Raw genomic sequence first — 13,281 nt, 5'->3', positions numbered from 1 at the left:
AGAGGGGTGGGCGGCGGGACCCCCCCCACTCCTGGGTTTGTGGCTTTTTTTGGGTTGTTTGCGGGGGGGGAAAACCCCCCCCCCCCCCCCCCCCAGAACCGCAGGGAAGGCTTCGTATCGGGGTGCAGGGAGGGGGCTGGGTGCACCGAGGGGTGGGTGCGGGGTGTGGCGGTTGGGTGGTGAGTGGCTCGGTTTCGTGAGGGGTGCGCGCGGGTGTGCGGGTGCGGTGGGGTGTGCGGAAAGTCGTGAGGGGAACCCTGCGGGAATCTGGTTCCCTCAGGGTTCCCCTCACGGCACCCCTCAGCTGCGGTAGACCGAAACTACGAAACCGCCGCAGGTCACCGGTTCTCCGTACCAGCCGCCCCAGCGGCTGTCTAAGGCTAGGCCCGCCAGTTCGGCCATCAGGTCCAGTTCTGCGGGCCATACGTAACGCAATGGGAGCGTCGCGTCGGTTAGGTGCACGATCTGTCGGACGTCGTCCACTGTGCGCACTCTGGCGTCGGCGGTCCAGCAGGCTGGGTCTGGGTGGCGGCCCTGGACTACCAGTGCGCCGCCGGGGCGCAGGAGGCGGCTGTAGCGGCCGATCGCGCGCAGCTGGTCTCGTTGGTCTGGCAGGCGGGACAGGACGTCCGCGCCTAGGTATCCGGCGTCGAAGCGCGGGCCGGGTTCCAGGTGGACCTCGTAGCCTTCTCCGGCCAGGGCGTCCGCGACTGGGCCGCCGCCGGGGACCAGTACGCGGCCGGAGCCGTGGCGGGCGGATACGCGGTCGGTTACTTCGGAGAGGAACGCGACCGCGCCTGCGGGGTCGTCCGCCAGCGGGGCCAGCCACGCGGCTACGGGATCGACCGGTTTTTCCATCACCCGGCTCGGCATTGTGCCACCTCACTTCACGCAGTGGTCCTCTCTACTCCACAGAGAGTGCCGGAACGATCTAAAGCCGACCTAGCGGAATCAGGGGTCCCCTAGGCACGGCGGAAAGGGCGACCCGCGGCCAGCGGATCGCCCTTCCGAAAAAACGCGGTTCAGCCCTTGGTACGCCGGTTGAACTTGCGCACCGCGAGGAACGAGGCTCCGGCGGTGATGACGCCCCACCAGGCGAGCGCGAGCCACGGCGTGCTACCGGCGGGAGTGCCGTTCATCAGGGCGCGCACCGCGTCCATGAGCACGGTGAACGGCTGGTTGTCCACGATCACCCGCAGCACGCCGGGCATCGCCTGGGTCGGTACGAGAGCGCTGGAGGCGTACGGCACGAACACGAGGATCATGCCGAGCCCGCCCGCGCCTTCGACGGTCTTCGAGATCGAGCCGAGCAGCACCGCCAGCCAGAAAACGCCGGCCGCGAACAGGACCAGCAGGCCGATCGCGGCGAGCCAGCCGAGTGCGCTGCCGCCGGGGCGGAAGCCGATCGCGAAGCCGATCGCCACCATGATCACGAACGACACCAGGCTGCGCAGCATCCCGGCGGCGACGTGGCCGACGAGCACGGCCGGGCCGAACATCGGCATCGAGCGGAAGCGTTCCACGAGGCCCTGGGTGAGGTCCGCGGCGACGCCGACCACCGTGGTCGTCGAGTTGAACCCGATGCTGATCGCCAGCAGGCCGGGCACCAGATAATCGACGTAGGCCATGCCGGGCACATTGATCGCGGGCCCGAACATGAAGCGGAACAGCAGCAGCAGCACGATCGGCAGCGACACCGCCTGCAGCAGCATCTCCGGGTTCCGCGTGATGTGCTTGACGTTGCGCCCGATCAGCACGCGGAAGTCGGACAGCACCGAGGCCAGCCCGGCGCTTTCGGGCGCCGCGGGGATCTGCGCCCCTTCGGTTTCCCTGGACAAGGTCTGGGTCATCACTTCGCTCCCGCGGTTGAGGTGAGGGTGTGGAACACGTCGTCGAGGGTCGGTTCGGACAGCTCGATCCCGGCGGGCTCGAGTCCGGCGTCGGCGACCCGGTTGAGCGTCGCCCGCACCTGACCCGGGTGGTCGATCGGGACGCTGACCGTCTCGTCCAGCAGCACGCCGCCGGTGACCTGCTGCGCGCGGCCCGCTTCGGCGGCCGAGGCGAAGGTCAGCTTGAGCCGTTCGGTGCCGACCCGGCGCTTGAGCTCGGTTGCGGTGCCCTCGGCGACGACGCGGCCCTTGTCGATGACCGCGATCCGGTCGGCGAGCTGGTCGGCCTCGTCGAGGTACTGCGTGGTGAGCAGGACCGTGGTGCCGCCGTCGAGCAGTTTGCGGATCGCGTCCCACATCGCCGAGCGGCTGCGCGGGTCGAGACCGGTGGTGGGCTCGTCGAGGAACAGCACCGGCGGCGACGTGATCAGGCTGATCGCGAGGTCCAGCCGGCGCCGCATGCCGCCGGAGTAGGTCTTCACCGGACGCTCCCCCGCCTCCACGAGGTCGAACTGGGCGAGCAGTTCGGTGGCCCGCTCCTTCGCCCGCGCGGTCGGCAGGTGGAACAGCCGCCCCATCATTTCCAGGTTTTCGCGGCCGGTGAGCAGTTCGTCGACCGCGGTGTTCTGCCCGGTGAGGCCGATCTGCTCGCGGACCTTGCGGGTGCGCTTGGCGACGTCGTGCCCGTTCACCGTCACGGTGCCGGCGTCGGCCTCCAGGAGGGTGCTGAGGATCCGCACCGTCGTGGTCTTGCCGGCCCCGTTGGGGCCGAGCAGCGCGAACATCGTGCCCCGCTCGACACTGAGGTCGACGCTTTCCAGGACGTCGACATCGCCGTAGGACTTGCGCAGCCCCCGTGCTTCGATTGCGTAGCCGGTGACCATCGGGTTACCTCTCCTCGGTTCGGTCAAGCGGGGAAACTGTCTGGATCAAGTGGGCCACAGCGGCCGCGAGAGCGGCAATACCGGCCGGGCCCGATAGGGGTGGGCTAATCGTCGTCCCCACCCCCGATTGCCATGCTGATCAACGCGTCGGTGTCCAGCTCGTCGATCGTGTCCTCGTCCACCGCGGCCACTTCCGGCTCGTCCCCGGCTTGCTCGGGAACCTGGATGCCCGCCAGTTCGAGCAGGCCGTCGAGCAGGCCCGCCGAACGCAGCCGCTCCAGCGGGATGGCCGCCAGCGCGTCCCGGATTCCCTGTTCCGACAACGGTTCCGGCGCGGTTTCGGCCGGGGCCAGCTCGGCGACCAGGTGCTCGGCGAGGATCCGCGGCGTCGGGTAGTCGAAGATCAGGCTGACCGGGAGTTTCAGCCCGGTGACGAGGCTGAGCTTGTTGCGGAACCCGGTGGCGGACAAGGAATCGAAGCCGACCTCGTTGAACGAGCGATCCGCTTCCACCGCCTCCGGACCGGCGTGCCCGAGCAGCGTCGCCGCGTGCGTGCGCACCAGGGTGAGCACCGTCGGCACCCGCTTGCCCGGCGGGAGCGCGCCGAGTTTCTGCGCCAGCGATTCGGTGTCCTCCACCGCGTCCTGAGCCGCGCGACGGCCGCGAGTGCCGGCGAGTTCGCGCAGGACGGCCGGGAGGTCGTCGTCGCCAGAGGACGCCAGTACGCGGGTGTCCAGCGCGATCGGCACGAGCAGAGGTTCGGGAGAACCCGCTGCCGCGTCCAGCAGCCGCAGACCGTCCTCAGTGGACAGAGCGGTGATGCCGGTTTCGCCGATGCGGTGGGCGTCCGCGTCCTCCAGTGCCGCGCCCATGCCGCCGCCCCACAGGCCCCAGGCGAGCGATGAGCCCGCGAGGCCTTCACGGCGGCGACGTACTGCGAGTGCGTCGAGGTAGGCGTTGGCCGCGGCGTAGCTGCCCTGTCCCGGCGCGCCGAGGACACCGGCGGCAGAGGAGAACAGCACGAACGCGGTCAGGTTGCGGTCGCGGGTCAGCTCGTCGAGCGTAGCCGCGGCGTCGACCTTCGGGCGCAGGACATGGTCGAGACGTTCTGGCGTAAGGGAAGTCAGCACACCGTCGTCGAGGACACCGGCCGCGTGCACGACTCCGCTGAGGTCGATTCCTTCCAGCAGAGCGGAAATCGCGGCACGGTCGGCCACGTCGCAGGCGGCGAGCGTGACTTCGGCGCCGAGTCCGGCCAGTTCGTCCCGCAGGTCGGTCGCGCCCGGTGCTTCCGCGCCGCGCCGGCTGACCAGCAGCAGGTTCCGCACGCCGTGTTCGGTCACCAGGTGTTTCGCGACCGCCCCGCCGAGCGCACCGGTCGCGCCGGTGATCAGCACCGTGCCGTTGGGATCCCAGACCGGGGCGGCTGCCGCATCAACGGCCCGCTGCAGGCGTGGCACCAGTACCGCTCCGGCGCGGAGAGCGACCTGGGGTTCGTCCGACGCCGACACCGCGGCCAGGGTGCGGCCGCTAGGGGTACCGGTGCCGAGGTCGACCAGGGTGATCCGGTCCGGATGCTCGGCCTGCGCCGAACGGACCAGTCCGGCCACCGCGGCTCCGACCGGGTCGGGGTTTTCCTCGGCGTCGGCCGCGACCGCGCCTCGGGTGACCACCAGCAGGGAGCCTTCCGGACGGCTGAGGAACGTCTGGAGTTCGCCGAGGACCCGGTGCAGTTCCGCGTGCACGTCGTTGCCCGCGGAGGGCAGCACGACCAGGCCGGACGCGTCGCCGATGCCGGCCGTGGCGGTGGCGCCGAGGGCTTCGGTGAGGCCGAACGGGTCGTCGCCGACCACGGTCCAGTCGGTGACTTCGGCGACCGCGTCGAGGTCGGTCTGCTCCCACGCGAGGCGGAACAGCGACTCCATGCCACCAGTTTCGGCGGCCTGCGGCTGCGCGGACATCGGACGCAGCAGCAGGGAATCCACTGAAGCGACCGGAGCACCGGTGGCGTCGGCGATCTCCAGTGCGGCCGCGCCCGAACCGATCTGCTTCACGTGCACGCGCAGGGTCGTCGCGCCGACCGCGTGCAGCCGGACGCCTTCCCAAGCGAACGGCAGCGCCGGTTCGTCGCCGACCGCGCCGGAGACACCGATGGTGTGCAAGGCGGCGTCGAGAACGGCCGGGTGGATGCCGTAACGGTCCACATCGGACACCGTGGCGGGCAGCTGGATCTCCGCGAACGCTTCCCCATCGCCCTTCCACGCAGCGACGAGACCGCGGAACGCCGGACCGTACGCGAGACCGTCGGCAGCCAGTTCCTCATAAGTGCCGTCGAGTTCCACCTGCTCGGCGGCGGGCGGCCAAACGGAGAGGTCGAACTTCTCCGCCTTGCCCGCTTTGGCCAGCCGGCCGGTGGCGTGCCGGGTCCACGGGACACCGTCCGCCGCGCCTTCCGGTCGCGAGTGGACAGTGAAGGTCCGGACGCCGTTTTCCGCGGCGTCGAGGGCGAACTGCACGCGCACGCCGGTCCGCTCCGGCACCACCAGCGGGTACTCCAGCGTCAGCTCGTCCAGTCTCGGGCATCCGGCCTCGTCGCCGGCGCGGATCGCCATTTCGACGAAACCGGTGCCGGGGAACAGGATCGAACCGCCGACGACGTGGTCGGCCAGCCACGGGTGCGTGCCGACGGACAGGCGTCCGGTGAACAGGAGGCCTTCCGCACCGGCCAGCTCCGTCGCGGTGCCGAGCAGCGGGTGGTCTTCCTGGCCCGGCGCGGCGGCGGTGCTCTCCAGCCAGTAGCGCTGGCGCTGGAACGGATACGTCGGCACCGGCACCGGGTGTGCGCCGGTCGGGGCGTAGATCGCCGCCCAGTCGACGTCGACACCGCTGACGTGCAGCTGCGCGACCCCGGTCAGTGCTGCGACCGCTTCGTCCTGCTCCTTGTGCAGCAGCGAGGCGAGCACGAGACCGTCCGGACGCTCGTCAAGGCAGGCGTCGGCCATCGCGGTGAGCGTGGTGTCCGGACCCAACTCCAGGAACCGGGTCACGCCGTCCGCTGCGGCCCGGGTGACCGCGTCGCGGAACTGCACGCCTGCGCGAACCTGGTTCACCCAGTACTCCGGCGAAGTCAGGTCGTCGGCGGGTTCGCCGGTGACCGTTGAGATGATCGGGATCCTCGGTTCCGCATAGGACAGTCCTTCCGCGACAGAGCGGAACTCGGCGAGCATCGGGTCCATCAGTCGCGAGTGGAAGGCATGCGAGACGCGGAGTTGCTTCGTGCGCTCGAACTTCGCCGCAACCTCGGCCACCGCTTCCGCAGCACCGGAGATGACGACCGCAGTCGGGCCGTTCACCGCAGCGATGTCCACAGTGTCCCCGGCGGCTTCCCGCACCGCTTCGGGAGTGCCGTCGATCGCCACCATCGCGCCGCCGGTCGGCAACGCTTGCATCAGCGCGCCGCGAGCGACGACGAGCTTTGCCGCGTCAGCCAGCGAGAACACGCCAGCGCAGTGCGCGGCGGCGAGTTCGCCGATAGAGTGCCCGGCCAGCAGGTCTGGCTTCACGCCCCAGGAGCGGACCGTGCGGAACAGCGCGACTTCCAGCGCGAACAGCGCCGGTTGCGTCCAGCGGGTCTCGTCCAGGCCGTCGCCGCTTTCGATCACTTCGCGCAGCGGACGGTCGAGGTGCTTGTCGAGTTCGGCGCACACCTCGTCGTAGGCCTCGGCGAACGCCGGGTACCGCGCGGCCAGCTGCGTGCCCATCTGTGCCCGCTGCGAGCCCTGACCCGCGAACAGGAACGCGGTGCGACCGCTGCCGGTGGCGATACCGCGGACGACGCCGCGCGCGTCTTCCTCGTCCACCAACGCCGCCAGTCCGCGCACGAACTGCGGTGAACGGCTGCCGATCAGCACTGCCCGGCGATCGAACGCGCTGCGAGCGGTCGCCAGCGAGAGACCGATGTCGGCGAGGCTTCCGTCCGGCTCCTCGTCCACATAGGACATCAGCTGCTCCGCCTTGGCGCGCAACGCAGCCGCTCCCCGGCCGGAGACCGGCCAGGCGACCGGGCCGTCGTACTCCGGGCCAGTCGAGGCGGTGACCTCGCGCCGGTCGCCTTCCTCCAGGATGACGTGCGCGTTCGTGCCGCTCACCCCGAAGGACGAAACACCGACGCGGCGGGTGTGGCCGTTCGGCAGCCACTTGACCGGCTCGGCGAGCACCCGCACCGCGCCCGTGGACCAGTCGATCTCGCGGGACGGCTTGCCCACGTGCAGCGTCGCCGGGAGTTCGCCGTGCCGCATCGCTTCGATCATCTTAATCACGCCTGCCGCGCCGGCGGCGGCCTGCGTGTGCCCGATGTTCGACTTCACCGAACCGATCCACAGCGGACGGTCCGCCGAGGTCTGCGTGCCGTACGTGGCAAGCAGTGCTTGGACTTCGATCGGGTCGCCGAGCTTCGTGCCGGTACCGTGCGCTTCGACGGCGTCCACATCGGACGGTTCCAGTCCGGCGTCGGCCAGCGCGGCGCGGATGACTCGTTGCTGCGCGGGACCGTTGGGCGCGGTCAGGCCGTTCGACGTGCCGTCCTGGTTCACCGCGCTGCCCTTGAGGATCGCGAGCACCGGGTGACCGTTGGCGCGGGCATCGGACAGGCGCTCCAGCACCAGCACGCCGACGCCTTCGGACCAGGTCGTGCCGTCGGCGTCGTCGGAGAACACCTTGCACCGGCCGTCGGCCGCGAGGCCCTGCTGACGGCTGAACTCCACAAAGGTCTCCGGCGTCGCCATCACCGTGACGCCGCCGGCGAGAGCGAGCGAGCAGTCGCCGCCGCGCAACGCCTGCGCCGCCATGTGCATCGCGACCAGCGACGACGAGCACGCGGTGTCGACGGAGACGGCCGGGCCCTCAAGGCCGAGAGTGTAGGAAACCCGGCCGGTGACGATCGAGCCAGCACTGTTCGCGCCGACGTAGTCGTGGTACTGGACCCCCGCGTACACGCCGGTCGGGCTGCCCTTGAGCGAGACCGGGTCGATCCCGGACCGCTCCAGCGCCTCCCAGGACGCTTCGAGCAGCAGCCGTTGCTGCGGGTCGATCATCGGCGCTTCCTTCGGCGAGACACCGAAGAACGTCGGGTCGAAATCGCCCGCGTCGTAGACGAATCCGCCACGCGCGACATAGGTGGTGCCGGGTCGGCGGCCGGTCGGGTCGAGCAGGCCGTCGATGTCCCAGCCGCGGTCGGCGGGGAAATCCCCGATCGCGTCGCGGCCTTCGGCGACCAGTTCCCACAGCTGTTCCGGCGAGGTGACACCGCCGGGCAGGCGGCAGGCCATGCCGACAATCGCGATCGGCTCTTCCGAATTGTCCTTAGTGGACACTGCGATGATCTCTGCCGAAGTGCCCGCCAACTCGTCGAGCAGGTGCGCGGCGAGCGCGGTCGGCGTCGGGTGGTCGAAGATCAGCGTCGCGGGGAGGCGCTGGCCGGTGGCCGCAGTGAGGCCGTTGCGGAGTTCGATCGCAGTCAGCGAATCGAAACCGAGCGACTGGAACTGTGCCGAGGGCTCGATCTCGTGCGCCGCGCGGTAGCCGAGCACGGTAGCCGCGTGGCTGCGCACCAGTTCCAGCACCGCGTCGCGGCGGTCTTCTTCCGGGAGCCCCAGCAGCCGCGCCGCGAACGAGTCCACAGAGGACTCGGCAGCGGCGGCGACCCGGCGCGAAGTGCGGCCGACGAGCTGCTCCAGCGTGCGCGGCAGCCGGTCGAGTTTGCGCAGTACCGGCAGGTCGAGCTTGGCCGGGACGGCGGTCGGCTTGCGGACGGCGATGGCGCGGTCGAACATCGCCAGACCCTCCGCAGTGGACAGTGGCACGATGCCGCTGGCCGCGAGCCGCTGCACTTCCTCTTCGGTGAGCGTGCCGCCCATGCCGCCGACCTCGCCCCACAGCCCCCAGTCCAGCGACAGACCGGGCAGGCCGTGCGCGACGCGGTGCGACGCGAGGGCATCCAGGTAGGCGTTGGCGGCCGCGTAGCTGCCCTGGCCAGGCGCGCCGAGCACACCGGAGACCGACGAGAACAGGACGAACGCCGACAGCGCGATGTCGCGGGTGAGTTCGTGCAGGTTCAGCGCGCCGTCGACCTTCGGCGCGAGCACCGCGTCGACCCGTTCCGGGGTGAGTGCGGTGACCACACCATCGTCGAGAACGCCAGCAGCGTGCACGACCGCGGTGAGCGGGTTTTCCTCGGGCAGCGATGCCAGCACGCCGGCCAGAGCCTCGCGGTCGGCGACGTCGCAGCGCTCCAGCCGGACGTCGACCTCGCTTTCGCGCAGCTCGGCGGCCAGCTGGTCGAGAGCCGGGGTGATCCGGCGGCTCAGCAGCAGCAACCGGCGGACGCCGTGCTCGGCGACCAAGTGCCGGGCGAGCTTCCCGCCCAGTGCGCCGGACGCGCCGGTGACCAGCACCGTGCCGTGCGGGCAGAAGTACGGCCGCTCCAGCTCCGGCGTCGTGCGGACCAGCCGGGGCACGAGGACGGTGCCGAGCCGGACCGCGGCCTGCGCCTCACCCGAGGCGAGGACCTGCGGCAACACTGCTTCCGGCGTGGTTTCGGCGTCGAGGTCGAGCAGGACGAAAGCGTCCGGATTCTCTTCCTGTGCGGAACGGACCAGGCCCCAGATCGCGGAGGCGGCGAGGTCGGTGACGTCTCCGGCGGCCGGGACCGCGCCGCGCGTGACCACGACGAGCCGGGCTTCCGGAGGGTGTTCCTCGGACAGCCACGACTGGAGGGCGGCGAGTACGCGGTGCGTCAGCTCGTGGGTCTCCGCCGCCGTGCCGGATTCGCCGACACACTCGAAGATCTGAACACCGGAAGTGTCCACAGTGGCTTCGACTTCCGCCGACCGCTGCCATTCGATCCGGTACAGCGGAGCGGCCTGCTCGGCGACCGGCGCGGAGAAGGCGCGGAACACCGTCTCGGCGACCGTCGCGACCGGAGCGCCGGTCGGGTCGGCGAGGGCGATCGTGAAACCGTCCTCTGTGGTCGGAGTGAATCGCACGCGCAGTGCGGACGCACCGGTGGCGTGCAGTTCGACTCCGGTCCAGCAGAACGGAACCCGGCCGACGCCGCCGTCCCCGCCACCGGCGACGCGCAGTGCGTGCGTGCACGCGTCGAGCGCGGCCGGGTGCAGGCCGAAGCGGTCGGCGTCGCTGTCCTCCGGCAACGCGACTTCCGCGAAGATCTCGCCGTCACGTTGCCAGACTGCTTGCAGGGAGCGGAAAAGCGGGCCATACGTCAGGCCAGTGTCGGCGAAGTCGTCGTACAGGCCATCGATGGCAACCGGCTCCGCACCGGCAGGCGGCCACTCGGTCAGTTCGGTACCGCCGTGAGCCGACTGCGGGGCGACGCTGCCGCTCGCGTGCAGGGTCCAGTCCGCGTCCTCGTCCTCGGGTCGCGAGTGGACAGTCACGGTACGGAGGTCGCGCTCTCCCGCCGCGCCGACGGTGACCTGGACCTGGATGCCGCCGCGGGCGGGCAGGACGAGCGGGCTGCCCAGGGTCAGTTCCTCGATCCGGCCAGAGCCGACCTGGTCTCCGGCGCGAACAACCAACTCCAGGAACGCCGTGCCGGGTACGGTGACCGCGTCGCCGAGCTGGTGTTCGGCCAGCCACGGGTGCGTTTCGACGGACAGCCGGCCGGTGAGCACGACACCGTCGGTGTCGGCGAGTGCGACGGCCGCGCCGAGCAGCGGGTGCCCAGCGGACGTCAGCCCGGCAGCGGTGACCTCGTCGCGGTTGGCGCGCGCGTCGAGCCAGTAACGCTTGCGCTGGAAGGCGTACGGCGGCAGGTCGACGCGCTGGGCGCCACGGTCGGCGAAGACCGCGGCCCAGTCCGGGGTCAGGCCGCTGACGAACAGCTCGGCCAACGCGGTGAGCGCGGCTGCCGGTTCTTCGCGGTCCTTGCGGAGCACCGGAACCACCAGCGCGTCGGATGTCTGGCGGACCAGCGCGGAGAGCACGCCGTCCGGACCGACCTCGACGAAGCGCCCGACACCTTGTGCGGCAAGGGTTCCGACGCCGTCGTGGAAGCGGACGGCAGCGCGAACCTGACGCACCCAGTAGTCCGGAGTGGACATGTCGGCATCCGGACCGACCGTGGAAACCAGTGGGATTTCCGGCTGGTGGTAAGTCAAGCCGCGGGCCACCGTCGCGAACTCGGCGATCATTGGCTCCATCAGCGGCGAGTGGAACGCGTGCGACACCTTGAGCTTCGAAGACTTCCGACCCGCAAACTCCGCCACCACAGCAGCGACGGCCTCTTCGGTACCGGAAAGCACAACAGAGTCCGGACCGTTGATCGCGGCGATGCTGACCTCGTCGGTCAGATGCGGCGTGACCTCGTCTTCGGTCGCCTGCAAGGCCACCATCGCACCGCCCGCCGGGAGTGCCTGCATCAGGCTCGCCCGAGCAGCCACCAAAGCTGCGGCGTCGGCCAGCGAGAAGATCCCGGCGACATGTGCGGCGGCGAGTTCACCGATCGAGTGGCCGAGCAGAAAGTCCGGTTTGATCCCCCACGACGCGAGCAGCCGGAACAGCGCCACCTCGATCGCGAAAAGGGCGGGCTGGGTGTAGCCGGTCTGGTTGATCAGCCGCGGTTTCTCGAACAGGACTGTCTTGAGTGGACGGTCGAGATGCTGGTCCAGTTCAGCGCAGACCTCGTCCAGCGCCGCGCGGAAGACCGGGAACGCGGCGGCCAGCGAGGCCCCCATCCCAGCCCGCTGCGCGCCCTGACCGGAGAACAGGAACGCGGTCAGTCCTTCCACCTGCGTGCCGGTGATGACGTCCGGAGCAGCGACGCCGTCCGCGAGCGCGGCGATGGCCTGCTTAGGGTCCTCGGCCAGCACGACCGCGCGGTGCGACAGCGGCGACCGTGAAGTGGCGAGCGAAAAGCCCAGGTCAAGCGGGGTCGCGGCGGACGAGGCCAGCTGCGCGGCCTGAGCCCGCAGTGCCGCACTGCCGTGGCCAGCCAGCGGCAGCGGAACCGCGACGCCCTCCGGCCAGCTCGGGGTCACCGGCGAAGCGGCCTCGACCGCGGGCGCCTCCTCCAAGATGACGTGCGCGTTGGTGCCGCTGACGCCGAACGACGAAACACCCGCGCGCCGCGGCCGCTCCCCCGCCGCCCACGGACGCTCGGTGCGAAGCAGCTCCACCGCACCAGAAGTCCAATCGACCTCTGTGGACGGTTCGGTGACGTGCAGCGTGCGAGGCAGCAGACCGTGCCGCATCGCCTGCACCATCTTGATCACGCCGCTGACGCCTGCCGCCGCCTGGGCGTGGCCGATGTTCGATTTGATCGAACCCAGCCACAGCGGCTCGGACCGGTCTTGACCATACGTGGCCAGGAGTGCTTGCGCTTCAATGGGATCGCCCAGCGTGGTGCCGGTGCCGTGGCCTTCGACAGCGTCCACATCGGACGCGGAAAGCCGGGCGTTGGCCAACGCCTGCCGGATCACCCGCTGCTGCGAGGGACCGTTCGGCGCGGTGAGGCCGTTGGACGCACCGTCGGAGTTGACTGCCGAGCCGCGCACGACCGCGAGCACCGGGTGTCCGTTGCGCCGGGCGTCGGAAAGCCGTTCCAGCAGCAGGGTTCCCGCGCCCTCGGCCCAGCCGGTGCCGTCCGCGCTGTCGGAGAACGCCTTGCAGCGACCGTCGGGAGCCAAGCCGCGCTGACGGCTGAACGCGAGGAACGGACCGGGCCGCGACATCACCATGACGCCGCCCGCCAACGCGAGCGAGCAGTCCCGCTGGCGCAACGACTGCACGGCCAAGTGCAACGCGACCAGCGAGGACGAGCACGCGGAGTCGATCGTGACGGCCGGGCCTTCCAAACCAAGCGCGTAGGCGATCCGGCCGGAGATGACCGAGGCGGCGTTGCCCGTGCTCAGGTAGTCCTCGACCTCGCCCGCGAGCACCGACGGCGGGAGCTCGTCGTAGTAGTCCTGCCCGCCGCTGCCGACGAACACGCCGACCTGCTGTTTCGCCAGCGAGTGCGGCGCGATGCCGGCCCGTTCGAAGGTCTCCCACGCCAGCTCCAGCACGAGCCGCTGCTGCGGGTCCATCGCCAGCGCCTCGCGCGGCGAGATGCCGAAGAACGGCGCGTCGAACTCGCCCGCTTCGTGCACGAACCCGCCCTCGGAGACGTAGCTCGTGCCGGGGCTGTCCGGGTCGGCGTCGAACAGCCGGTCCAGCGCCCAGCCGCGGTCGGCGGGGAACTCCCCGATCGCGTCGCGGCCCTGGGCGACCAGCTCCCACAGGTCGTCGGCGGACCCGACGCCGCCGGGATAGCGGCAGCCCATCGCCACGATCGCGATCGGCTCGGATTCGGCGGCCTCGACCGCGCGCAGCCGCGCCCGCGTCTCCTGCAGGTTGGCGGTGACCCGCTTCAGGTAGTCGACCAGCTTGGTTTCGTCGGTCCTGGCTTCGTCAGACATCTGGAGAACCTCTTGTCGCAGAATCAAGGGCGG

The 13,281-nt window shown here is 70.6% G+C and carries 4 protein-coding genes; all 4 read right to left on the bottom strand.

Annotated elements, in window-relative coordinates; translation table 11 throughout:
- Positions 1–300 precede the first annotated feature (300 nt).
- The gene (locus tag ACZ63D_RS12750; protein ID WP_465354427.1) at positions 301–873 is read right to left on the bottom strand and encodes a hypothetical protein; all 573 of its coding nucleotides are present in this window, start codon (positions 871–873) and stop codon (positions 301–303) included.
- A gap of 149 nt (positions 874–1,022) precedes the next feature.
- Positions 1,023–1,850: an ABC transporter permease gene (locus tag ACZ63D_RS12745; RefSeq protein WP_465354426.1), complete on the bottom strand. Its 828-nt coding sequence runs from the start codon at positions 1,848–1,850 to the stop codon at positions 1,023–1,025.
- The gene (locus ACZ63D_RS12740) at positions 1,850–2,773 is read right to left on the bottom strand and encodes an ATP-binding cassette domain-containing protein (protein WP_465354425.1); all 924 of its coding nucleotides are present in this window, start codon (positions 2,771–2,773) and stop codon (positions 1,850–1,852) included. Before ACZ63D_RS12740 ends, ACZ63D_RS12745 begins: the two co-directional genes overlap by 1 nt.
- 104 nt (positions 2,774–2,877) lie before the next feature.
- Positions 2,878–13,275, bottom strand: coding sequence for an SDR family NAD(P)-dependent oxidoreductase (locus ACZ63D_RS12735; protein WP_465354424.1), 10,398 nt, complete (start codon positions 13,273–13,275; stop codon positions 2,878–2,880).
- Positions 13,276–13,281: the final 6 nt, after the last annotated feature.

Source organism: Amycolatopsis sp. NPDC104775 (assembly GCF_055583325.1).
Note: the sequence above shows the minus strand (reverse complement) of the source record. Positions and strands in the feature narration are given on the sequence as shown.

Excerpts from the sequence above, each read along its gene's own strand:
- ACZ63D_RS12740 (WP_465354425.1), bottom strand. The coding sequence starts at position 2,773 with ATGGTCACCGGCTACGCAATCGAAGCACGGGGGCTGCGCAAGTCCTAC.
- ACZ63D_RS12745 (WP_465354426.1), bottom strand. The coding sequence starts at position 1,850 with ATGACCCAGACCTTGTCCAGGGAAACCGAAGGGGCGCAGATCCCCGCG.
- ACZ63D_RS12750 (WP_465354427.1), bottom strand. The coding sequence starts at position 873 with ATGCCGAGCCGGGTGATGGAAAAACCGGTCGATCCCGTAGCCGCGTGG.